This window comes from Psychrobacter sp. Pi2-1, from assembly GCF_904846645.1.
In the GTDB taxonomy this organism is placed as follows: Bacteria; Pseudomonadota; Gammaproteobacteria; order Pseudomonadales; family Moraxellaceae; genus Psychrobacter.
Genome location: NZ_CAJHBO010000001.1, coordinates 210,943 through 234,206, shown reverse-complemented (window position 1 = coordinate 234,206; position 23,264 = coordinate 210,943). Strand labels below are relative to the sequence as shown.

Below are 23,264 nucleotides of genomic sequence, written 5' to 3'. Positions count from 1 at the left end.
GAGTGAAGTTTGCGCCTATCAAATAAAGATGGTCAAAGCATATCTCATCTAACAAAAAGCGCCCATGCTATCGATAGCATGGGCGCTTTTTGTATGGCAATATTGAGCAACAGTAGTAGCGAACAGCAGTATCGGAACTATTTATAATCTCGCTTATAAAATCTTGAAAAAAACCGATAGCGGCGAAGGGCACGTGGTTTTGGCTTCAAGGAGCCTAAGTAAATAGCAAACATCGTTAATAATGCGCCACTCCACTGTAAAGTGTTAATCGGCTTGTCCAGCCAGCTATAGTCAATGACAAGGGCTGCAATAGGTTCAGTCAATAATAGCAGTCCAGTCAGTGCCAGAGATAGTTTAGGAATAGAGTAGGCAATCAAGCCCCATGCCAAGCATTGCATCACTGTACCATAGATAAGTACCCAGCCAATCTCAGACCATGTATTGGGCAGGATATTACCTGTGTCAAATACAAACATCGGTACAATCATGGCTAAGACGCCGCCGATACTGATTAGCTGCATGAGCATAAATATAGGCGTCGGTTCAGTGTCATGCGTTTTTCGGATAAAGGTCATCGAAGCCGCTAACATGGCACCTGACACAATACCAGTGACAAAGCCCCAAGTCGCAGCGGTGTTATGTGCAAATTCAGGACTACCTATCATCGCCACGCCTGTCATGGCTAAAAACAAACTAATAAGCTGCACGATAGACTGACGCTCATTAAAATACAAAAACCCAATCGCAGCCAAGAAAAATATTTGCAGACTATTAAGCAGCGTCGAAATACCAGGCCCAACCGCATAAATACTCTCATGCCACAGCGCCAAATCTAATCCTAAAAACGCCCCTGATAGTAGCGCATAAAAAATGGCCCGTCTTGATTTGGGCATTCGTTGGCCCATTATCTTAGCCAATACCGCAAATACAATACCAGAAACAGCCAATCGCCAAAACGACATGGCCCAACCACCAATATCGACGTGAGCGACAATTAAGCTGCCCAATCCAAAAATGATACAACCAATGACTAAGCCAATAGGTGCAGATCGCGTTGAAGCAATAGCCATAATTTGTCCTTATAACAGTATTTGGATAACAGCATTTTGAATAACAGCATTCTTATTATCATTGCATCATGTCAGAACTTATGTTGACATAGAGCCATATTGTCGTGGTTTTAAGTGCAAAATGAAATGGCAAAACCACAATTTATTACGGTGAATGCAGATGCTATCGCTGTAAGGAAAATTATTGGGCATGTTGGACGCAAATAAATAATCAAAGTGTTTGATATGGCTGCGTTTTTCACAATAGACTTATGATAATTGGGTAATAGTATTTATATCAAAATATTTGTATCAGAGCGACGATTCGTAGGAGTATGAAAGCGCATAATGTATGCAAGTGATATTTCTGCACGGAGGATATGTGTGTAGCACTTTAAGCGACATTAACGCGGCAACACATGTATAGTAGATTGACGATATAATGTACTCAACGTCTGATTTGTTATACCAAACAATCTATATTATTTGTCTAGGTTTATTTATGCTTCAACGATTGCTATCAAAAAAACAGCCACATACATTGTCTGGCTTGCTACCAAAAATATCGCGATACAGTGTCGTCGTGACGATGCTATCTAGCGCATTGTTTTTGATGCCTAGCGCACACGCCGCCAGTTGTAAAATCCCAAAAAGTTATTACAAAAACGTCTCCTGCACGGCCAGTAGTAGTTATTTTTTGGCGATCAAAGACTTTGGTGCGCCAGTGGCGTTAATCGATAAAAAAGGCAAACGAGTCGTTGATTTGTCACGTTATCAAAAAGTCGATGCCGATAAATTATCGGGCGGTCTGTTGCCTGTACTGCGTAACAGTCGAGTCGGTTATCTTAATATGCAGGGCCGCGAAGTCGTGCCTGCCATGTACGATATATTGACAGAGAGTCAAGGATGGGCGCGGCCTGTATCGGATGGGCGTATCGTGGTAAAAAAAGAGGGTAACTATGGTGTGATTAACACAGCCAATAGTACCGTTGTCTCATTTTCTGCAGCGATTGATGATATTGATAATTATCGTAATGGGGTGGCGCGTGTACGCAAAGGCCGTGCAACCAGTTGGGTGGATAAAAACGGTAATGCAGCGAATGCTCCAAATGCTCAGAATGACACTCAGGCAGTGAATAAATCCACTTCTTCTAACGAAAAATCTAGCACAGCATCACAGTCTGTACCGGCGCGGTTTACGACGCTTCAATCGCGTCAGCAAGATGGTAAATGGGGTTTCGTCGATGACAATAATGTCACGATGATTACGTACTCATTTGATGAAGTGCGTCCATTTTCGGAGGAATATGCTGGCGTGCGTATCGGTGAAGAGTGGGGCTTTGTCAATTTAGGCGGTGAGCTAGTGATTCCTTTTCGCTTTGCTAACAATGGTGTGAACGCTAGCGATAGCTATCAGGGCAAACCATCCTTTGTATTTACAGGTGGTAAGGCGTGGATTGGTAACCTAAAGAACGGAAATAAAATGTGTATTGATAAGGAAGGGGCTGGTGTTGCTTGTGATTGATGCAATTACTAGGGCGTGTCCTCATTTTTAACCCATTTAGATAACTATCGATTGAATTGAGGACACGCCCTAGGATTAAATAGACAATAAAAAAGAGTGTAAAACCTGTGATTTTTTGCTAGGTTTTACGCTCTTTTTTCGACATTGATGTTTTTAAAGCTATTTGCTCGATAAATGATTACTGATTAAGTCAACCATATAAGGCTGATAATACTCTGGAATATCGTGTGCCATGCCTTCGATGAGATGGAACGTAGCATTAGGAATGGTCTTGGCAACGACTCGGCCCTGTGAGGCAGGCAGGAGTCCATCAGCGCTACCATGTAATACAATCGTTGGTGCTTTGACTTGCTTACTAAATCGGCTGATAGAGCCTGATGCCAAGATAGCATTGAGCTGCTGTACTGTACCAAGCGGGTGGAAGTTGCGCTGATAGCGAATCTTAGCGATTTCACGGACCATACGCACATTCACATGACCTGGTGTACCAACGGTCTTCATAAACCAAACACTATGACGCACGATATCACGCTCAGAGTGGCTCTCTGGACGATTGATAAGGGTATATAGCTGTTTGGGCTTTGGCGGCTTCAAAAACGCACGATTGGTCGTGGTAAACATAAGCGCCATTCGCTGCACTAAGCTTGGATAACGTGCCGCCACAATTTGTGCAATCATACCGCCCATCGAAGCCCCAAGCAGATGTGTCTTGCCAAGCTTGAGTGCTTTAATTAGACGTGCGGTGTCTTCAGCCATGTCTGTCAAGTTATAAGCAACCTGTGTGCTTTTATTAGACAGCCCTGTCTGTAGACGTACCATCATTTTAAGCTGGCTAATACGCGGCAAGCCTTCTATCTGTACTTTAGAAGACAAACCGATATCACGATTATCAAAACGAATCACAAAAAAACCAGCATCGATAAAGCGCTTAATAAAATTGTCTGGCCAAAATATCATTTGTGAGCCTAGCCCCATGATCATAAGCAGCGGCGGATTATTGGGATTACCGCCAGCTTCGACACACAACTCAATACCATCACCGATGTCAATCATTGCTTGACGAAGGTGCTTACTCAAGTCAGAGTCGCGCCATTGATGCTCCCCAAACTTGCGCCACTCAGGAGTAGGGTAGTTATTCAGATGATCTTCTAGATTGTTATCTAGCGTTTCAGGCAATTTGGCACTATTGATGTCATTTGATTTTGTCATGAAGTGTCCTAATTAGAGGGTCATCTACTACAGCTCAAGCATCTCAAAATCAAGCTTACCGACACCGCACTCAGGGCAAGTCCAGTCATCAGGGATGTCTTCCCACTTAGTACCAGGTGCGATACCTTCTTCTGGGCAGCCAAGCGCCTCATCATATATCCAGCCGCAGACAATACATTCATAACGTTTCATAAATAGTCCTATCGATCATTACCAGTATTACAGTTACAGCGTGCTATAAACGCTCATTTTTAATATTACAGCTATTATATTAGACTGCAAAAACGCACGTAGTTTAGCATATAACCGCAATTTTCATAGTTAAGTTTACACTTGTATATTGAGATGACTTTTCTTTTATCAAGTCAATCACATACGTTACCTTATTAGCGCTTAATAACAAGACTGGACGCCAGCCAGCCATACGAAAACCAATTATGCTATAATAATCGCCGCTAAATTCACAGTAATACTTAGCATTTATCGCTGATATATCATCCAGTTGTTGTCTTATCTAAACTTACTAAACCATCTAAATACATAAGCTAAGGGTCATCATGAGTACCAATGCCGCCGCCACATCCGCCACCAACAATGAGACGTCTCATGTGCTCAATACTGACCATCCGTTTTGGCAGATTATTCGCACAGTACCAGACTTTCCAAAAGCTGGCATTGATTTTTATGACATTACCCCGTTACTGCGCAGTCATATTGACGCTGTCATTGACGCGCTACTTGCCGCATTGCCAGAAGGGCTTATGGAAGAGGTAGATTGTCTGGGTGCGGTAGAAGCGCGCGGCTTTGTCTTTGCCAGTATGCTAGCAGGCCGCTTGGGCAAAGGCATGATCTTGCTACGTAAACCAGGTAAGCTGCCGCCACCTGTTGCCAACAAAGCCTATGCACTGGAGTATGGTAAAGACACGCTTGAGATGCAAAATAACCTGCCGCCTGAGCGCGTACTATTGGTCGATGACATCTTGGCGACTGGTGGTACGTTGACTACTGCTTACGAGCTGTGTCAATCGGCTGACCATACTGTAGTCGGTGCGTTAGTGTTACTGGACTTGGTCGACTTGCATGGCGAGTTCCCAGTACCTGTTTATACGGTACTAAAAGCTTAAAATGGATTGCTATGTTTTTGACTACTAGACACGTCGTATTGTCGATATAATTAAACGATTCTCCAAATAAAAAAGCGCCCTGATACTATGTCAGGACGCTTTTTTTAATACTGTATTGATATTTTTTAGTATTGTGTTAAGTAGGCTGTGTTTATTGCTCTTCGTCTTGTTCGTAGTCCTTACAAGACTGCTCTATAACCGTACGACCGACTGTCTTTGGGGTGGTGACTTTAAAGTCTTTTGTAGTCAATATTGGTTTTTCTGACTGCCATGATTTGGTTACTTTGCCTTCAGCATCGTAGTTAACAAAGGCTCGTCTATAGTAGCTGGCATCTTTACATGAAATGAGTAGTTGTTGCTCACTATGGTCAATACTGTTTTTTTCTTCCTTCGAGTCATCTTTATCGGTATCTTTGTCTTTAGGATAGGTTCTAAGGATAGATACTGTGATATTTTCGACGTCTTTTTCATCTATGATACTGATGTCAGAGCTTTCAATAGAATCCAAATCTATACTAAAAATTGATCCAGAGCTGCTCTCGGACACCTCTACCCAGTTAACTGCCTGGGCGCTGATCGCTAAAGCACTGCCTGCCAATAATATTGATAGCCGTTTCATATAAGCCTTGCTTCTTGTCATTTGAAGTAGGTAATGATAGCCAACTTACTATTAGTAGGCAAATATCTTTTGTGCCAGCCCAGTATCCGTCGTGCTCTGTCGTGTGGCTATTATTGTCCGCGAATGGCTGCTAATGTCTTAGCCAGCTCGTCACGCGCCCCGATAAAACCGTCAATACCCTTAGGTAACAAGTCCTGTGTAACCTTGTCTTGCTGATACGCAGCACTAAACTCTTCATGCGTTAAGCTTACTTGAGTCATCGCCTTCATATCCATCGACATACTTGGAGACAGTTGGCGAGTTACCTCAGTATCCATGGCTGCCAACTCATCAATGAGGTTGGGAGCTATCGTCAACAAGTCACAACCTGCCAATGCCAAAATTTGCTCGGTAGAGCGGAAACTGGCGCCCATTACTTGCGTCTCGTAACCGTGCTGTTTGTAATACTGATAAATGAGCTTGACTGACTGTACGCCCATGTCATCAGAAGACGGTACGTTTTGACGGCTTTGTTGGCGTTTTTGCCAATCTAGAATACGGCCAACGAAAGGTGATATCAGGGTCACACCAGCATCTGCACAGGCAATCGCTTGGTGTTGTCCAAACAGTAGGGTCAGGTTGCAGTGGATATTTTGAGTCTCAAGATAGCGCGCCGCCTCGATACCTTGCCAAGTTGCCGCCATTTTGATCAATACTCGCTCTGAATCGACGCCCGCTTTTTGGTAAGCATCCATAAAGGCCAGAGCCTTATCTATCGTCGCTTGAGTATCATAAGATAAGCGAGCGTCCACTTCAGTAGAGACTCGGCCTTCGATCAGCTCTAAAATATCGCAGCCAACCTGAATGGTCAGCGCATCGATCACGGCATCCACGTCACCATTATGACGACTCATGGTCTCTGACAGCATGCCTTGATTATCAGGATGAATCAGAGCCTTGGTAATAAGGCTTGGGTTGGTGGTTGCATCGATAGGTTTTAAACGGGCAATAGCGGCAAGGTCACCAGTATCAGCAACAATCGTGGTCATAGTGCGTAGCTGTTGTAATGCGCTCATCAGGTATCCTTTTTCTTATTAATCACATGATGCTCCTCTTATATATAACAGAGTAGGGAGCTGAACTGGAACTGTAACACAGTTTTGGGCAGGTGTTGCCTCATAGTTATGCTATGCGTCGCTGTTATCTGGCTCAGCTGTGCTAATATTAATAACAGTTGGTATATTTATACGCATTTACGCATGGGCACTGACCTTAGTTTTTGCTATAGTAGAGCCGGCTATGTATCAAGCTGCTGTATTTGGCAGTAAGGGCGTGTTGAACATTCAAATATTAGGGCTGCTGATCGCTAAAATTGCACCAAACTAGGCGCAAGCCGACGATAATGTCGAGACCTTAGCTAGGATTGCAACGACGTTTGGGGTGATTTTAGCATCAGCCTTTCAGGGCAGTACTATTTTCTGCCAATATATGGCGAAATTGTTTAACCTAGAATGACTAGGCGTCAAAAATTTCACTGCATATTGTCTAAAAAATAGTCACTGCCAGCACCACATTTGAATGTTCAACACGCCCTAATATAGCATTAACGCCAAATGGTACTAGCAATATAAGGTGTTTTTGATAGACTGTTTTGAGGTTGATTTTGAAGATAGTTTCTATCATCAGGCTTAGCCTTTAACTAAAAACAGAAAACAGTCAGATTTGGCAATAGAGCTACCTAAGTAATAGCAATGTAATAGCGATATTTAAATAATAGTAATATCTAACAGCGATAAAATCTAAAAAGGATGGGCGGTAATGAGCGAGCAGTCACCAGAGCAAACAATGGATAATCTAAATCAAACCACTACAGGCGCTAGCGATACCGCAACTGAAAAAGAGTTTTTAGACAATATTCGTCAAAATATTGACGCAGTAGACTGTGAGATCCAAACGTTAATCAACAACCGTGCAAAGTTGGCTCAGCAAGTAGCCATGGTAAAGAAAAATCATACCGCTGCTGATGACAATAGCAATCCTATCTTTTACCGTCCTGAGCGTGAAGCACAGGTACTAAAAGCTGTCATGGAGCGTAATGCAGGTCCAATCGCTGATGAGAAAATGGCGCGCTTATTCCGTGAAATCATGTCAGTATGCTTAGATTTAGAAGCGCCGCAGCGTATTGCCTTCTTGGGCCCTGTCGGTACCTTTACGCATGCCGCTGCGCTCAAGCACTTTGGTAAAGCCGCGGATACCGTGCCGATGACAACCATTACTGATGTGTTCCGCGAAGTCGAAGCGGGGACAGCGATGTATGGCGTGGTTCCTGTCGAGAACTCTTCAGAAGGCGTCGTCAACCATACTCTAGATGGCTTCTTATCTTCTACTTTGAAAATCATAGGCGAAGTTGAATTGCCAATTCATCAAAACTTCTTGGTTGCTGAACATACTAAGATTGATGGCTTGAGCCGTATTTATTCGCATCAGCAGTCGCTTGCTCAGTGCCGTCATTGGCTAGATGTAAACTTCCCTAATGTTGAACGCGTTGCAGTATCAAGCAACGGTGAAGCCGCTCGCCGCCTCAAAAACGAATGGCATTCAGCTGCGATTGCAGGTGATGTTGCTGTTGCGGAGTACGGCTTGCATAAGCTTTACTCAAATATCGAAGACAATCCAAGCAACACCACACGCTTCCTTATTATCGGTCATGAGGCGATTGCGCCATCTGGTCAAGACAAAACTTCTATCGTCGTCTCAGCTCATGATAAAGCCGGCGCATTGATCGAAATCTTGAAACCTTTGTCATATCATGGCGTATCGATGACCAGTATTGAGACGCGTCCTGAGCGTCCTAACAAGTGGGCATACGTATTCTTTATCGATATGAATGGTCATGTTAATGATCCAAACGTTAGCGCTGCCATCAATGATATTCGTCCATTAGTCAAAGATTTGCGCATATTGGGCTCATATCCAAAAGCTGTCCTATAGACGACTACCTATAGACAATTACAGGCTTACTCACTGGTATTCATACATAATAGATGGGTCTTAGCTTTTGCAGATAGCATTAAAAAAAGCATTTACAGACACCATCTAAGGATAAATCATGCAGACTACTCAATTGACCGCGTCAGATCTATCGCCGTTAACGCCAGCTTACGACAGTATTTTGGCATTGGCACCTTATCAAACCGGTAAGCCAATTGAGGAGCTGACACGTGAGTATGGTGTCTCAGATGTGGTCAAGCTGGCTAGCAATGAGAATCCAATGGGATGCTCCCCACGAGTGACGCTAGCAGTGACTGAGCAGCTAGGGCAGTTGTCGCGCTATCCTGATGGCAATGGCTATTATCTAAAGCAAGCGCTGGCTGATTTTAACGATGTCAATGCCAATCAAATTACCTTAGGTAATGGCTCTGATGATTTGCTCGATATTTTAGCACGCAGCTTTGTGGGTGCTGATGATGCCATCGTCTATAGCCAGTATGCTTTTGTGGTATATCCTATGCTAGCGAAGATGCAAGGTGCCACGGGCATTGAAGTGCCTGCTCAGCGCTTCGGCCATAATCTAAAAGCCATGAGCCAAGCGGTTCAAGACAATCCGAATACCAAAATCGTCTTTATTGCCAATCCGAATAATCCAACGGGTACGCAGCTAGAGAAAAAAGAGCTGCGCCAATTTGTTGCTGGTGTACCAAGCTCCGTCTTGGTGGTACTAGATGAAGCTTATATCGAGTATAGTCCTGAGAGTAACAACCGCGCACTATTGGATGAGTTCGATAATGTCATTATCGTGCGTACTTTTTCTAAAGCTTATGGGCTGGCAGGTTTGCGCGTCGGTTATGCTCTAAGTTCGGTGGCAGTGGCGGATTTACTAAACCGAATTCGTCAGCCATTTAATGTCAGCCGTGTCGGTTTAGCTGCTGCTGCTGCTGCACTTGCCGATCAAGACTTTATCGAAAAAACTCGTCTGATAAACGATGAGCAAATGCGTTGGTTAGAAAAGCAGTTTGACGCGCTAGGATTGGGTTTTGTGAAGTCGCATGCCAATTTTATTATGGTCGAAGTGCAGGTTGAGATGGAAGATATAACTGCTGCTTCTATCCATCAGGCGTTACTTGAACAAGGCGTTATCGTCCGTCCGTTGGATGCTTATGGATTACCTAACTGGCTGCGTATCACAGTAGGTTTGGCTGAAGATAATCTGCGTTTGATTGATACCTTGCGTTCTATTTTGACTGAAGACTAAACGCATCTATTAATATTTTTTAACTTAAAAATTGTTCTTAATTAGCCATTGAAATTTATAACACTAAGACTGGCTCTATCTATGTCTTAGTGTGTCCAACGAGAAAAGCCGTGAGTAGTCAGAAAAATAATAAACTTCAATCGTCTCTAAATACTACGCTACCTATATTTAAACAAGTTTGTGTGATTGGACTTGGGCTGATTGGTGCCAGTTTTGCGCAAGCCATCAAAGACAATGGCTTAAGCGCGCGTATGGTAGCAGTCGATAGACATGCGCCAAGTATCTCAGAAGCCATCGAGCATGGTCTGCTAGATGCAGGTAGTGCAAACTTACAGGACGTCATCGCTGGCAGTGATTTAATTATTATTGCAGTGCCAGTACAGGCAGTTCAAGCAGTGTTCGTTGATATCAAACAAGCGATGGATAACGGACAGCTTGCCAGTGACTGCATCATGACGGATGTCTGTAGTACTAAGGTCAATATCATTGATGCCGCTAAAGTAGTGTTTGGTTCGCTGCCGATAGGATTAGTGCCAGCGCATCCAATTGCTGGGGCTGAAAATTCAGGGTATCATGCGCGCCGCGCCAGTTTATTTGTCAATCATAGCGTCATTATTTGCGAGCTACCGACAACCAGTGCAACTGCTATTGTAAAGTTGCGACTATTATGGGAATCAGTAGGCGCAAATGTCATGTCAATGGATGCTGAGCATCATGACCGCATATTAGCGCACACCAGCCATTTGCCACATTTGCTTGCCTTTAATTTGGTTGAGCAACTGGCAAGCCATGATGATAATTTAGATATGTTTCGTTATGCCGCTGGTGGGTTCCGCGATTTTACGCGTATCGCTGCCAGTGACCCTAAAATGTGGCATGATATATTTTTTGCCAACCAAAGCGCGATTGTCAGCGCTCTTGATGAGTATGGTGTCTATTTACAGACCATGCGCCAGCTTATCATTGATAAAGATTCAACTGCCCTGATGGGACTTTTGGGCCGCGCGCAAGCCGCACGGCGACATTTCGGCCATATGTTAGCCAGCACCCCTTATACGGATACTTCTGCTATGTCAGCTTCTTATAATATTACCCCTAGCAATACTGTTTCTGGCACCATCGCGATTCCTGGTGACAAATCTATCTCGCATCGCAGCATTATGCTCGGCAGTCTTGCCACAGGCGTGACAAATGTGACTGGGTTTTTGGAAGGGGAAGATGCGCTAGCAACGCTACAAGCATTCCGTGATATGGGTGTGACTATCGAAGGCCCTGACAATGGCAACTTGACCATTCATGGCGTCGGTATGAATGGTTTAAAACCTAGCAAAACTCCACTGTACATGGGTAACTCTGGCACCAGTATGCGTCTGCTGTCAGGTATCTTGGCAGCGCAATCATTTGATAGCGTGCTGACAGGTGATACTAGCTTGAATAAACGCCCAATGGAGCGCGTGGCGGCACCGCTACGCACGATGGGAGCTGTGATTCAGAGCACTGGTCATAGTGGTACTGCGCCGCTTAGTATCACTGGTCGTGATACAGCTGGTAAGCCACTACAGGGCACTGAATATGATATGCCGGTTGCTTCAGCTCAGGTAAAATCTTGCTTGCTACTAGCAGGTCTATGGGCCGAGGGTACGACAACGGTCACACAGCCTGAGATCAGCCGTGACCATACTGAGCGTATGCTATCAGCCTTTGGTTATCCGGTAACCGTAGAAGGCAATCGTATCAGTGTCACTGGCGGCGGCACACTAACAGGCGGCGATATCGCGGTTCCTGCCGATATTTCATCTGCAGCGTTTTTTATGGTAGCAGCCGCCATCAGTCAAAACAGTGAGCTGACCTTGACCCAAGTAGGTATCAACCCTACGCGTACTGGCGTCATTGATATTCTAAAATTAATGAATGCAGATATTAGCCTAAGCAATGAGACACATGTGGGCGGCGAGCCAGTTGCTGATATTACGATTCGCAGCTCAAATTTGGTCGGTATTGAGATACCAGAGCATCTTGTACCACTGGCCATTGATGAATTCCCTGTATTATTTATCGCGGCTAGCTGTGCCCAAGGTCGGACGGTATTGACTGGTGCTAAAGAGCTGCGTGTCAAAGAATCAGACCGTATTGCTGTGATGGCAGAAGGGCTACATACACTTGGTATTGATTGTACTGTAACTGATGATGGTCTCATTATCGAAGGCAAAGGCGCCGCTACTGAAAGCGGTGAAGTCAACAATAGCCAGCCTGTCTTTGGTGGTGGTCATATTGTCTCGCATCATGATCACCGTATTGCGATGAGCTTCTCTGTAGCCAGTCTGCGTGCATCCCAGCAAATTACCATTGAAGGGGTTGAAACGGTTAATACCAGTTTCCCAGGATTTGCTGAACTTGCCAACCAAATCGGTATGTCTATCCAAGTGGATACTGGTGCTGAATAAGTCGCTAAGCTACCATTAACTCTTAAAGATTTAATCTAACATCGTTAGCAATGTACTCATGTCACTAATGGTATGAGTACATTGCTTTTTACCTTATAATCTCACTGTAGTAACCCTGCGCTTTCACGATTCGATTGACAATAATAATTAGAATTAGGTGGGAGCGCGCTTTGCTCTAAAAAGTTGTCCTATATTATGACTACCCAAAATGTCATCAAAAAACCCGTTGCCCCGATAACCACAACCAGACGCGGCATTATTACTGCGCTTATCGCGTTTTTTATCTGGGGTGGATTTCCGCTATACTTCAAACAGCTATCTGATTATGATGCGACAGAGATCATTGGTCACCGTATCGTTTGGACGTTTTGTTGCCTACTGATTGTGTTGGTGGCTACCAAACGTTGGGGGTGGATAGAAACACTCAAGCAAAACCCAAGATGGATTGCGCTATCACTCGTCTCTGGGTTAATTATCGCAACCAACTGGCTGACCTATGTATGGGCGGTCAATCACGACCGTATCCTTGAGGCCAGTCTGGGTTACTTTATCGGGCCATTGGTCGGCGTTGCACTATCCATGATCTTGTTCAAAGAGCGTTTGCGTCCTTTACAGTGGGTCGCTATTGGATTTGCACTGTTGTCTGTCGTCATTCAAGTGGTGATGCTTGGCAGTCTGCCGTGGATATCGTTGATTTTGGCGTTCAGTTTTAGTACTTACGGGACGATTCAACGACAAACGCCATTGACTGCTGTCGATGCCATGTTTGTCGAGACTGCAATGCTAGTACCGTTATGTCTGTGGTGGTTTTGGCAATCTGATGTGGCAAGTCATCAACTGAGCTTTTGGTTTAGCTCAAATATTTGGCTGCTTATGATCGCAGGTCCGATTACGCTAATACCGCTTTTATTATTCAATAAATCTACCAAGCTCGTGGCATACAGTATTCTGAGCTTTATGAACTATCTGACGCCGACCTTTATTTTCTTTTTGGCGGTGCTCTATTATAAAGAACCGTTCGATTTACAACGTTTGGCAGTATTTGGTTTGATTTGGTTAGGTCTGCTATTATTCAGCATTGACCTGTGGCGCCATCGTCCAAGTAAAGTGTTAAAAGCGGCGCGCCTACGTGAAGAAGCGCTACAATCGGTTAAGTAAACATTAAAAACACGAAAAAAATTAGCAAACAAGGATGAAAGCATGTTTCATACTCAGTCTGACGTGGTATTTATAAAAGGTCTAAAAGTCGATGCAGTAATCGGTGTGTTTGATTGGGAGCGAGCCATTACTCAGCCATTACTTATTGATATCGCGCTTGAGACTGACATTAGCCATGCTGCTGTGTCAGATGATATCAGCGATGCCCTGAGTTATAAAGAAGTCTGCGATGATGTGAGTGAGTGGTGCAAAGAGATTCAAGCAAAGCTGCTTGAGCATTTGGCTGGTCAGATCTCTGATAAGATATTTGCAAAATATGACTGTCAAAAAATAACGTTGAGCATTGCTAAGCCTACTGCTATTGCTAAAGCTGATGCGGTAGGGGTGCAAATAACGCGCTATGCGCCAGCATCAACCAACGAGCCAGCTACTAGAAAAGCTGCCAAAGAAGTTAATGACAGCCAAGTCGATGATGCATAAAAAGCCCGTGGATTTGAATTTGACAACGTTCACACAATGCGCACCTGAGACTGTGCAAGCGCAGCCCGTGGTAGAGCTAGTGTTAGCGCTAGGTAGTAACTATCAAGCCGACAAGTATCTCCCGCTTGCTAGGCAGCGATTAGCAGCGCTAGGTGAGGTGCGATTGTCTACGGCTTTTCAAAATCCTGATTTTACTACAACCTTGGAACAGCCAAAGCCTGACTATACCAATCAATGTGTCCATCTAGCACTGACCACACCTGTGAGCCTACAACAACTACAGCAAATCTTTAGAACGCTTGAAGGTGATTGTAATAGATGTCGACAGACTAAGCCGAATCAAGTACGGCGAGTGACGATGGATATTGATATTTTGATGGTTAAATTGGCTAATATAGAAAATAGCCTAAGCAAAGAATCGAAATCTAAATCAATGTCTAATTGGATTGTAATGGCCGATCGTTATCCATTTAAAGAGCACGAGGAAGCGGGAGTCAGGGAGTTGACCGTATCTACTGATTAGATATTTGAATAGCGTTTTGAGAAAAATTGATAATAAGTAGATAGATGGTAAATTAATTTATTTTAACTGACATTGACACTGACTACATCTAATATTTTTGCAGTACATAAAACTAAGGGGCGTACAGTATAGTGTACGCCCCTTAGTTTTATTTCTTTTACTGAAAGTTCTAGTAGTTATTTCTGCTCGTTATCTACGTCATCGATATCAGCACGACCAATCACATCTAAATCTTCTAGGCACAACTTATCGTATTCTTTTTTGCAAAAATTGGGATCGATATCACACATCGCTGACTGCAACTGATCTAGGCGATTCTCTGACTGTTGGATATGTTCGAGCATTTTAGCAAACGCTTCTGCGACAGGGTCTTGCGAATAGGGATCGATACCATAGGCACGAAAGGTATTGGTGCGTTTCGCAGTAGAAGTGGTGTCAGTTGTTTGATCCTTGATGCTCTCGCCAGCTTGCGCAACTTTTTCTTGTTGCTTGGCATCTTGTACTTTTGTCGCGATGGGATTGCCTTTTTCATCGTGATGATCTGAGATCATACGAGCGGCACTACCGACCATCGTAGCGCCTGCTGGTACTGGTTTGACTACCACTGCATTCGAGCCGATTTTAGCATTTTTGCCGACTGTAAATGGCCCCAAGACTTTTGCACCAGCACCAACGGTTACACCATCTTCTAGCGTTGGGTGGCGTTTGCCATTATTCCAAGACACACCGCCTAGAGTAACACCGTGATACAACGTCACGTCGTTGCCAATCTCAGCAGTCTCACCGATGACGACCCCAACACCATGATCGATGAAGAAACGCTTACCAATCTTGGCAGCAGGGTGAATCTCAATACCTGTAATAATACGCGAGCCGTATGAGATGACGCGAGCCGCCAATTTCTGTTCATGATTCCACAGACAGTGCGCACCTCGATGTAGAATGAGCGCATGGATACCTGGGTAGGTTAGGATGACTTCCAGACTATTGCGCGCTGCAGGATCGCGGTTAAATACCGCATCGATATCTTCTTTTAGATCTTTTTTGATGCTGACAAGCGATCTGAACAATTTGGATGGCAATGACATAAAGCGTCCTATCTATTCGTCGGTAAAGTAGCGTTGCTAAAGTAGCAATGTCTTTATTTTATGGTCATGATGGTTAAATAATAATGAGAGTATATGTTTGCTCATTTTTTCTAAGTTATAACAGCTTTGTACCGCAAAATATAGTAAAAAGCTGTCAAACAAAGGCAAGCTGATAAACTATGACTTGTTTTAGTCTTTGGATAATTTTGCAATCAAAGCGCTTAATAGCTGATACTCTTTTTGATCAAGCTGTAGGCGTGATCCCAGTCTGGAGAGGCGTGACGGTAATGACTTTAGATGTTCGCTATTTGCCAGACCGCGCTGTACCATAAGGTCAGTAGTGCGCTGAGTAAGCTGTTGCAACTGCTGCTGATTGATAGCAGGCTCATCCCACTGTTGACGCAAATTCACATTAATCGTCGATTGGGCTTCTGCGCTTGTATCCGAATCTAAATTATCAGCTGTCTGAGCATGCGTTTGAGCATAAGCAAAGATAAAGCTTGCAATGACCTGCACTGCTGAGGCGACATTTAGTACAGGGTAAGCAGGGTTGGCGTCAATTTGAATATGATAATCAGCATAAGCCAACTCTTCATTGGTCAACCCACGATCTTCACGTCCAAATAATATAGCGATATTTGGTTTGTTAGAAACAGCGTCTGATGAGGTGTCAACGTTATTATCATTTGCACTTAAAGCCGACTGTGTATCGATAAAATCAAACATAATCTTAGCGGCTTGCGTGGGTGTCACAACAGGGCGCGGCAGATGACGACTGCGACTGCTGGCTGCAAATACCAGCTGGCAACCGGAAATGGCAGACTCTAGAGTTGGTGCGATCACAGCAGATGACAGCAGTTCACTACCGCCTGCCGCATGAGAGACACTGGTCTCGTCAATTGGCAATTTGGGGTCGACAACGGTCAAACGGGACAAGCCCATAGTATGCATGGCGCGTGCGGCTGAGCCGATATTGGCAGGCAAAGTCGTATTGACCATGATGACTTGTAAGCAGTCGAGGTATTCATTCACTGTACGGGCTTGCTCAGTAGATGATAAAGCGTCGTTACTCATTATTGCCCCAATCTTTGATTGATTTCTTGTTCGGCGCGTTGTAATGCGGCGGCAATCTCTTCAATAAGATCAGCTTGTTCACTAATGCGGCGCTCACGGCAGCATTCTTGTAGCTGGCTGCTAAGACGAACCAGCTGAGTCGTACCCAAATTGGCACTTGCGCCTTTTAGGGCATGAGCGGTTTCAAAGCCATTGGCGTTATCATCTTCTTGCTGAGCGATTCGCAGTGTTGCAACGCGTTTTTGACTGTCATTGAGGTACACTTGTATCAGCTCGACAAAGTCTTCTTCTAGCAAGTCATGCATGTCTTCGAACTGTTCGTGATTGATAATCTCTTCATCAGTCTGACCAGTCATATTATTATTCGTCATGTCAGTCATGGCTTTTATCCAATTGTTAAAAGTTAAAGCAGTCAAGTTACTATAGTAGATTTTTGATGGGATTGTGCATTTTAGCTGTAATGAAAGTGTAAGTTATCTTCACTAACTAAAGTTTTCAGTTGTTGCAAATTATCATCGTTCGGGTAAACCCGCCAATGTTCGGATAGTCCCACATTTGCGATACCATAAACGTCATACACGCTCAAACCAAGTGGCAAGCAGTTATCATTGATAGAAGTATCTGTATTACTGAGCGCATTGTTTGCATAACTTTGGGGCATGCTATTTTGATTAAATGCGTCATGGTTCATATCGTTCTCTAGCGCCAATAAATCGTTACCATTTTCATCATATAAACTGCCGCCCATGGCAGGGTCGTAAGTGTTACTACCATTATTGCCTTGCTCATCTTGCTCTTGGTTATAAGCCAGACGCGGCTCAGGAATGATATCAGCTTGAGCTGATTTGAGTAATGGTTGCAAGCGTGTGAGCAAATTAATATCACTACCGTGGACTTTGATACTGATTTTTTTGAGCCAACGCAGGCGCGCATCGACCATACTCATGGCACTATCAAGACGCGCAAACAAGCGTCCATCACGCTCACGAATACTGCCTTTGATAATGACAACTTCATCGATTTTCAATTGCTCTTTGACGCGGTTGAAACGCTCAGCATAGCAGCTGACTTCCAATCTCGACGTGCCATCATCTAAAGTAATCACATTGCGATTACCAAAGTTGGCAATATCTATAATAAGCCCCGAGAAATAGCAGCTGCCGTTATAGCCAGTATCTGTTAACTTATCGAGACGTGCACCAGAGGTGTAGCGTTTCAACTCATCCAAATACTCATTGATTGGATGTCCCGTTAAGTACAGTCCCAAGGTGTTCTTTTCCGCTTTTAGACGGTGTTTGTCACCCCAGATGAGCTCTGGCGTCATGACTAACGGCGGCGCTGCGACCACACCGTCCATCTCACCAAACAAATCCATCATACCGATTTCGCGGTTTTGACGGTCTTGCTCAGCGGCTTGTACCGCGCTTGGCAATTGACTCATCAAGGCGCCGCGAATCTCGTAAGCTTCATCGGCTGGCAAGTCAGGTCGTAGCGTGGCGGCAAAGTCATCAAAACAGCCAGCGCTGACCAACGCTTCAAGGGTGCGCTTATTGACTTTTTTGATGTCGACACGGCGGCAGAAGTCATATAAGTCTTTAAAAGGACCATCCGTGCGACGTGCATCTACGATAGACTCTACCGCGCCTTCACCCACGCCTTTAATTGCGCCAAGACCATAGATGATATTGGTCGGAGTATCGGCAACGAAATGCCACTCACTACGATTGACCGAAGGATTGACTACGGTCAACCCAAAGTTTTCACGGCAGTCATTGATAAAGAACACGACGTTGTCGGTGTTGTTCATATCTGAAGTTAAGACCGCTGCCATAAATTCGGCAGGGTAGTATTGTTTTAGATAAGCCGTTTGATAAGCCAATACCCCGTAAGCCGCAGAATGCGAGCGGTTAAAACCGTAACCTGCGAACTTTTCCATCAAGTCAAATACGCCACCTGACGTGACTTCATCAATGCCTTGTGAGGTGGCACCCGTGACAAAAATATCGCGCTGCTTTGCCATCTCTTCAGGTTTCTTTTTACCCATCGCACGGCGTAGCATGTCAGCACCGCCCAGACTATAGCCTGCCATCACCTGTGAAATTTGCATCACCTGTTCTTGATAGACAATAACGCCATTGGTGTTTTCTAAAATCGGCTCAAGATTGGGATGGTCATAAATGACTTCTTCGCGACCATGCTTACGGTCGATATACATCTCTACCATGCCTGCATCAAGTGGGCCGGGACGATACAGCGCACACATGGCGATGACATCCTCGATATTGGTCGGTTGTAGTTTAGCCAGATACTTTTTCATACCCATACTTTCTAGCTGAAAGACCGCCGTGGTTTTGGCATCTTGCAGCAGCTTATAGGCTTTGCTGTCATCTAACGGCAAATCTTCCAAAACTAAGGCAGGTACGTTTTCTTTTGCACGGCGTAAATTGATATTTTCAACCGCTGCGTTGATAACGGTTAAGTTGCGTAGACCCAAAAAGTCAAACTTCACCAAACCGACAGCTTCTACATCGTCTTTATCAAACTGGCTGACACGGTGACCTTCATCATCACAGTAAATGGCGCTAAAGTCAGTGATCTTGTGCGGAGCAATCAATACACCACCAGCATGTTTACCGACATTTCGGCAGACGCCTTCCAGCTTAATCGCCATCTCCCAAATCTCAATGGCATCTTCATAATCCATATTATCAGGATTAGAGATCAAGTCTTTGAGTTGTGGTTCTTGCTCAAGCGCTTGGCTCAGTGTGATGCCAGGCGTTTTTGGAATCAGCTTGGATATTTTATTGGCCAAAAAATACGATTTGCTTTGTACGCGTGCCACATCACGCACAACCGCTTTTGCGGCCATAGTACCAAAGGTAATAATCTGTGAGACGGCATCACGACCATAGGTTTGCGCGACATAATCAATAACGCGGTCACGACCTTCGATACAAAAGTCGATATCGAAATCGGGCATCGATACCCGCTCAGGGTTCAAGAAGCGCTCGAATAGTAGATCGTAATGAATCGGGTCAAGGTCGGTAATGTTTAGTGCATAGGCAACCAACGAACCTGCACCAGAACCACGTCCAGGGCCTACTGGCACACCATTGGCTTTTGCCCAGCGGATAAAGTCCATGACGATTAGGAAATAACCCGGGAAGCCCATGGATAGAATAATATCCAACTCATATGCAAGGCGTTCATCGTATCTCTGACGGAAATCGCTCCAATTATCCGTACGTGATTCGATAGGAAACAGCTTGTCTAAGCGCTGCTCAAGACCGCGTTGTGACTCGGCACGGAAAAACGACTCAATCGTTTCGCCTGCAGGCACAGGAAAATCAGGTAGGACGTTAATACCAAGCGTTAGGGTGACATTGCAGCGTGTAGCGAGGCGCAAGGTATTGTCAATGACCTGCGGAATATCAGCAAATAATTGCTCCATCTGAGCTTGTGTTTTTAGATACTGCTCATCTGAGTAAGTCTGTGGGCGATTTGGATCAGCAAGGACATAAGAGCCTGCAATACACACGCGGGCTTCATGAGCATCAAAATCATCTTGCTCTAAGAAACGCACGTCATTATGCGCAATGATAGGAATGTTGTGTTTGGCACCTGAATGGATGGCTGCTCTAATAAAAGCATCTTCGCCTGAGCGATTGGTACGCTTGATCGCAAAGTATAAACGATCGTCAAACTGTGCCTGCCACTCAGTAAGTAGTTCATCGGCCTTTTCTGGCATCGAGCCGACCAATGCTTGACCCACGTCTGACTTTTCTGTGAGCAGTACAATCACACCTGCTGCATGCTCTAAGATATGACTGCGCTTAATAACCGGGGTACCATGATTGATAGGATCAGCGCGACCTTCGGTAAACCCGAGCGATACGATACGGGTAATGTTTTGATACCCTTCGTTATTCATCGCAAGTAAGGTAAGGCGTGTGTCTTCATTATCCATGATGACTTCACTGCCAATAATAGGCTTGATACCCGCACCTAAGCAGGCACGATAAAATTTCACCGTGGCATATAAATTGGACAAATCGGTCAATGCCAACGCTCGCTGATTGTCAGCCGCAGCAGCTTTTACCAGCGGTTTAATACGCACGATAGAATCGGTGATGGAATATTCGCTGTGAATGCCAAGGTGTACAAATGCCATAGAAGACTCTTACTGGTACGATCAAAGAAATAAGCTAGCGATAAAATAATTGATTACTATCAATCAATTACGCTGATATCTAGAGGCCGACAAGACCTCGATAGCCATATTGATACGTTTTAAATGGGGTCGTCAATAATAGCATTATTTGCCGCAGACAGCCACAGGTTCAAAGGGTTTAATCTGCGTAAGTTAAGTCATTACGTCATAAAAACTCGGTTATAGGCAACATCAAAAAGCCCTCAATACAACAAGGTATAGAGGGCTATGTGACTGATAATTAAAGACAGTTTTTTAGTAGCCAACCACTGCCGCATCGACAATACGTGGGTCTGAAGATCCATAAACACCGTTTGGTGTGAGCATGATCGATTGCGTAGATCCCATCGCGGATTTTGGACTGACGGTATGACCCATTGATTCGAGCTTTTTCACGGTATCAATATTCAGTGCTTTTTCCACTCGAATCTCATCAGGTAACCATTGATCGTGGATACGCGGCGCATGCGTTGCTTCAGCGATATTCATATCATGGTCGATGACGTTGGATATAATCTGAGTGACAGTCGTGATGATACGGCTACCACCTGGGCTACCAGTAACGATGTAAGGTTTGCTGTCTTTGAATACGAGTGTCGGACTCATAGAAGACAGTGGACGCTTATTGGCTTCCACAGCATTAGCGTCGCCACCAAGTAAACCGTAGCCATTTGGTACGCCAGGTTTGGCAGAAAAATCATCCATTTCATTATTGAGCAAAATGCCTGTACCGTCCGCAACGAGACCAGTACCATAAGAGAAATTCAACGTATAAGTATTGGCTATCGCATTACCGTCTTTATCAACGATAGAGAAGTGTGTGGTCTGATCACTCTCATAGGGCAGAGGATTGTTCGCTTTGATAGTCGCTGCTGGCGTGGCTTTATTGGGATCAATCAACGTACGCAGTTTGTCTGCATAGGCTTGTGAGGTTAAGCCGCTGGCAGGTACATCGATAAAGTCGGCATCTCCCAGATACTCAGCTCGATCTGCATACGCTAACTGCATTGCTTCTGCCATTAAGTGAATAGTCTGTGCGCTGTTTTGTCCGTAGTCTTTGAGCGGATAGCCTTCTAATATATTCAAAATCTGCACGATGTGAATACCACCAGAGGAGGGCGGCGGCATAGAAACAATCTCATAGCCACGGTAGTCGCCTTTGACAGGTTCGCGAGCAATGGCTTGATAATTGGCCAAATCTTGCAGGCTCATGCTACCGCCTGCTTCGTTGACTGCTTTGACCAGTTTTTGAGCGGTCTCACCCTTATAAAACCCATCGGTACCCTGTACCGCAATCCGCTTTAACGAACGCGCAAGCTCAGGCTGCTTTAAACGTTCACCTGGCTGATAAGCGCTGCCATCAGGCTTAAAAAACACTTTTTTAGTACTTGGCCATTTCTGTAAGCGATCACTCAACGCCGTGAGTGACTCGGACAAGCCAGCGGTGACTTCTATACCGTTTTCAGCCAGTGCTATCGCTGGTGCCATAACTTGCTCGCGGCTCATCGTACCATGCTCTTCTAGCGCTTTTAGTAGTCCTGCTACTGTCCCTGGCACGCCAACGGCCAAGCCATGATAGCGAGATAAGTCGCTGACAGCATTGCCTTCTTTATCAAGGTACATATCGCGTGAGGCGCTACTTGGTGCTTTTTCACGGTAATCAAGCGCCACCGTTTTGCCTTGTTTGGCATCATAAATCATCATAAAACCACCACCACCGATATTACCTGCGCGCGGCAAGGTTACTGCTAGGGCAAAACCCACTGCAACGCCAGCATCTACCGCATTACCGCCGTCCTTTAGAATCTGTAAACCAATGTCAGAGGCAAGCGCTTCTTGGGTAGCGACCATGCCGTTCTTTGCCCAAACTGGATGATGAATGGCGTCTTCAGAATAGATGGCTTGGTCACTATTAGCATTGTTAGCATTGTTCGATTCGGTGCTAAGTGTATTGGTCTTTGCTCGCGTGATGCGCTTGGTTTCAGAGAGTACCGTTGGACTATCAGCCATGATGGCCAAGTTTATAGCACTGGTATTGATTGATGTATTGTTGACCGTGGCGTTACTTGTTGAGTTCGTTGGCTCTACAGCCTGTGTGGATATAGATAGCAGTAGCGTACTTGTAATGAGCACGACGCTAGATTTGAGTAAGGTATTAATTTTTGGTTTACGTTGCTGAGCGGTTCGATGGTGGCGAGATAATAACTGTGACATCGCAAAGTCCTTTTTACGCGAGTGGAGAGAATAGAGTTAGGAAATAGATAAGCCTAAATAGTAACGAAAATATGAAATAGTAGAAAGTTGTTTATTATCTTTTGTGGCGTACGCTTTTGTAGCGTTTAGCTATATCAGCTCTATTTCAAATAAACGGGGCTAATTTTCAAATAAATGGAGCTAATGATAAAACAGCTGTTATACAGAGAAAATTATTTATGAATGAAGAAATTCTTTAAAAATATTCGCTAATATTACTAAACTGTAACGTCTTGTGATATAAATAACGGTACCAATGTACACTCATTATCGACTG

The 23,264-nt window shown here is 44.5% G+C and carries 18 protein-coding genes; 8 read left to right on the top strand and 10 right to left on the bottom strand.

Features of this window, described 5'->3' with window-relative positions:
• Positions 1 to 137: 137 nt before the first annotated feature.
• Positions 138 to 1,070: a DMT family transporter gene (locus JMX91_RS00865; protein WP_201547268.1), complete on the bottom strand. Its 933-nt coding sequence runs from the start codon at positions 1,068 to 1,070 to the stop codon at positions 138 to 140.
• A 481-nt stretch (positions 1,071 to 1,551) separates the two neighbouring features.
• Between JMX91_RS00865 and JMX91_RS00860 the strand changes: the two genes are divergently transcribed.
• On the top strand, positions 1,552 to 2,574 hold the full coding sequence (locus JMX91_RS00860) for a WG repeat-containing protein (RefSeq protein WP_201547266.1): 1,023 nt from the start codon (positions 1,552 to 1,554) through the stop codon (positions 2,572 to 2,574).
• A 159-nt stretch (positions 2,575 to 2,733) separates the two neighbouring features.
• On the opposite strand, the gene JMX91_RS00855 is transcribed toward JMX91_RS00860, so the two are convergent.
• Both JMX91_RS00855 and JMX91_RS00850 read right to left on the bottom strand, forming a co-directional pair.
• The gene (locus JMX91_RS00855) at positions 2,734 to 3,783 is read right to left on the bottom strand and encodes an alpha/beta fold hydrolase (RefSeq protein WP_102092481.1); all 1,050 of its coding nucleotides are present in this window, start codon (positions 3,781 to 3,783) and stop codon (positions 2,734 to 2,736) included.
• A 27-nt stretch (positions 3,784 to 3,810) separates the two neighbouring features.
• Positions 3,811 to 3,975, bottom strand: coding sequence for a rubredoxin (locus JMX91_RS00850; RefSeq protein WP_057759803.1), 165 nt, complete (start codon positions 3,973 to 3,975; stop codon positions 3,811 to 3,813).
• 365 nt (positions 3,976 to 4,340) lie between these two features.
• Between JMX91_RS00850 and JMX91_RS00845 the strand changes: the two genes are divergently transcribed.
• Positions 4,341 to 4,907, top strand: a complete 567-nt coding sequence (locus JMX91_RS00845; RefSeq protein WP_201547264.1) for an adenine phosphoribosyltransferase — start codon at positions 4,341 to 4,343, stop codon at positions 4,905 to 4,907.
• 151 nt (positions 4,908 to 5,058) lie between these two features.
• On the opposite strand, the gene JMX91_RS00840 is transcribed toward JMX91_RS00845, so the two are convergent.
• Complete coding sequence (locus tag JMX91_RS00840) at positions 5,059 to 5,526, bottom strand: hypothetical protein (RefSeq protein WP_201547261.1); 468 nt, start codon at positions 5,524 to 5,526, stop codon at positions 5,059 to 5,061.
• 110 nt (positions 5,527 to 5,636) lie between these two features.
• Positions 5,637 to 6,581: a transaldolase gene (locus JMX91_RS00835; protein ID WP_201547259.1), complete on the bottom strand. Its 945-nt coding sequence runs from the start codon at positions 6,579 to 6,581 to the stop codon at positions 5,637 to 5,639.
• A gap of 742 nt (positions 6,582 to 7,323) precedes the next feature.
• On the opposite strand from JMX91_RS00835, the gene pheA reads away from it, so the two are divergent.
• From pheA to JMX91_RS00805, 6 genes are all read left to right on the top strand, one after another.
• The gene (gene pheA, locus JMX91_RS00830) at positions 7,324 to 8,496 is read left to right on the top strand and encodes a prephenate dehydratase (protein WP_102092477.1); all 1,173 of its coding nucleotides are present in this window, start codon (positions 7,324 to 7,326) and stop codon (positions 8,494 to 8,496) included.
• Between the two features lie 118 nt (positions 8,497 to 8,614).
• Positions 8,615 to 9,757 carry a histidinol-phosphate transaminase gene (gene hisC / locus JMX91_RS00825; RefSeq protein WP_201547257.1) on the top strand — a complete coding sequence of 381 codons (1,143 nt, stop codon included), beginning with the start codon at positions 8,615 to 8,617 and terminating at the stop codon, positions 9,755 to 9,757.
• A 110-nt stretch (positions 9,758 to 9,867) separates the two neighbouring features.
• Positions 9,868 to 12,201 (top strand): bifunctional prephenate dehydrogenase/3-phosphoshikimate 1-carboxyvinyltransferase, encoded by a 2,334-nt coding sequence (locus tag JMX91_RS00820; protein ID WP_201547255.1) that lies wholly within the window; start codon positions 9,868 to 9,870, stop codon positions 12,199 to 12,201.
• Positions 12,202 to 12,396: 195 nt separating this feature from the next.
• Positions 12,397 to 13,359: an EamA family transporter RarD gene (rarD, locus tag JMX91_RS00815; protein WP_201547253.1), complete on the top strand. Its 963-nt coding sequence runs from the start codon at positions 12,397 to 12,399 to the stop codon at positions 13,357 to 13,359.
• Positions 13,360 to 13,401: 42 nt separating this feature from the next.
• Entirely contained in the window at positions 13,402 to 13,839 is a 438-nt protein-coding gene (gene folB, locus JMX91_RS00810; RefSeq protein WP_201547251.1) for a dihydroneopterin aldolase, read from the top strand.
• A 19-nt stretch (positions 13,840 to 13,858) separates the two neighbouring features.
• Entirely contained in the window at positions 13,859 to 14,362 is a 504-nt protein-coding gene (locus JMX91_RS00805; RefSeq protein ID WP_227679194.1) for a 2-amino-4-hydroxy-6-hydroxymethyldihydropteridine diphosphokinase, read from the top strand.
• 176 nt (positions 14,363 to 14,538) lie between these two features.
• On the opposite strand, the gene cysE is transcribed toward JMX91_RS00805, so the two are convergent.
• The 5 genes from cysE to ggt form a co-directional block, all read right to left on the bottom strand.
• Positions 14,539 to 15,450, bottom strand: a complete 912-nt coding sequence (gene cysE, locus JMX91_RS00800; protein ID WP_201547250.1) for a serine O-acetyltransferase — start codon at positions 15,448 to 15,450, stop codon at positions 14,539 to 14,541.
• 189 nt (positions 15,451 to 15,639) lie between these two features.
• Positions 15,640 to 16,524: an RNA methyltransferase gene (locus JMX91_RS00795; RefSeq protein ID WP_201547248.1), complete on the bottom strand. Its 885-nt coding sequence runs from the start codon at positions 16,522 to 16,524 to the stop codon at positions 15,640 to 15,642.
• Positions 16,524 to 16,904: an Hpt domain-containing protein gene (locus tag JMX91_RS00790; RefSeq protein WP_201547246.1), complete on the bottom strand. Its 381-nt coding sequence runs from the start codon at positions 16,902 to 16,904 to the stop codon at positions 16,524 to 16,526. The genes JMX91_RS00795 and JMX91_RS00790 overlap by 1 nt, the downstream gene beginning before the upstream one ends.
• Before the next feature lie 71 nt (positions 16,905 to 16,975).
• Positions 16,976 to 20,695 carry a DNA polymerase III subunit alpha gene (dnaE, locus tag JMX91_RS00785; protein WP_201547245.1) on the bottom strand — a complete coding sequence of 1,240 codons (3,720 nt, stop codon included), beginning with the start codon at positions 20,693 to 20,695 and terminating at the stop codon, positions 16,976 to 16,978.
• Positions 20,696 to 20,989: 294 nt separating this feature from the next.
• Positions 20,990 to 22,948, bottom strand: coding sequence for a gamma-glutamyltransferase (ggt, locus tag JMX91_RS00780; protein ID WP_101204468.1), 1,959 nt, complete (start codon positions 22,946 to 22,948; stop codon positions 20,990 to 20,992).
• Positions 22,949 to 23,264: the final 316 nt, after the last annotated feature.

Bases quoted from the DNA above. Each gene is read 5' to 3' on its own strand.
- JMX91_RS00865 (WP_201547268.1), bottom strand. From the start codon at position 1,070: ATGGCTATTGCTTCAACGCGATCTGCACCTATTGGCTTAGTCATTGGT.
- JMX91_RS00860 (WP_201547266.1), top strand. From the start codon at position 1,552: ATGCTTCAACGATTGCTATCAAAAAAACAGCCACATACATTGTCTGGC.
- JMX91_RS00855 (WP_102092481.1), bottom strand. From the start codon at position 3,783: ATGACAAAATCAAATGACATCAATAGTGCCAAATTGCCTGAAACGCTA.
- JMX91_RS00850 (WP_057759803.1), bottom strand. From the start codon at position 3,975: ATGAAACGTTATGAATGTATTGTCTGCGGCTGGATATATGATGAGGCG.
- JMX91_RS00845 (WP_201547264.1), top strand. From the start codon at position 4,341: ATGAGTACCAATGCCGCCGCCACATCCGCCACCAACAATGAGACGTCT.
- JMX91_RS00840 (WP_201547261.1), bottom strand. From the start codon at position 5,526: ATGAAACGGCTATCAATATTATTGGCAGGCAGTGCTTTAGCGATCAGC.
- JMX91_RS00835 (WP_201547259.1), bottom strand. From the start codon at position 6,581: ATGAGCGCATTACAACAGCTACGCACTATGACCACGATTGTTGCTGAT.
- pheA (WP_102092477.1), top strand. From the start codon at position 7,324: ATGAGCGAGCAGTCACCAGAGCAAACAATGGATAATCTAAATCAAACC.
- hisC (WP_201547257.1), top strand. From the start codon at position 8,615: ATGCAGACTACTCAATTGACCGCGTCAGATCTATCGCCGTTAACGCCA.
- rarD (WP_201547253.1), top strand. From the start codon at position 12,397: ATGACTACCCAAAATGTCATCAAAAAACCCGTTGCCCCGATAACCACA.
- folB (WP_201547251.1), top strand. From the start codon at position 13,402: ATGTTTCATACTCAGTCTGACGTGGTATTTATAAAAGGTCTAAAAGTC.
- cysE (WP_201547250.1), bottom strand. From the start codon at position 15,450: ATGTCATTGCCATCCAAATTGTTCAGATCGCTTGTCAGCATCAAAAAA.
- JMX91_RS00795 (WP_201547248.1), bottom strand. From the start codon at position 16,524: ATGAGTAACGACGCTTTATCATCTACTGAGCAAGCCCGTACAGTGAAT.
- JMX91_RS00790 (WP_201547246.1), bottom strand. From the start codon at position 16,904: ATGACTGACATGACGAATAATAATATGACTGGTCAGACTGATGAAGAG.
- dnaE (WP_201547245.1), bottom strand. From the start codon at position 20,695: ATGGCATTTGTACACCTTGGCATTCACAGCGAATATTCCATCACCGAT.
- ggt (WP_101204468.1), bottom strand. From the start codon at position 22,948: ATGTCACAGTTATTATCTCGCCACCATCGAACCGCTCAGCAACGTAAA.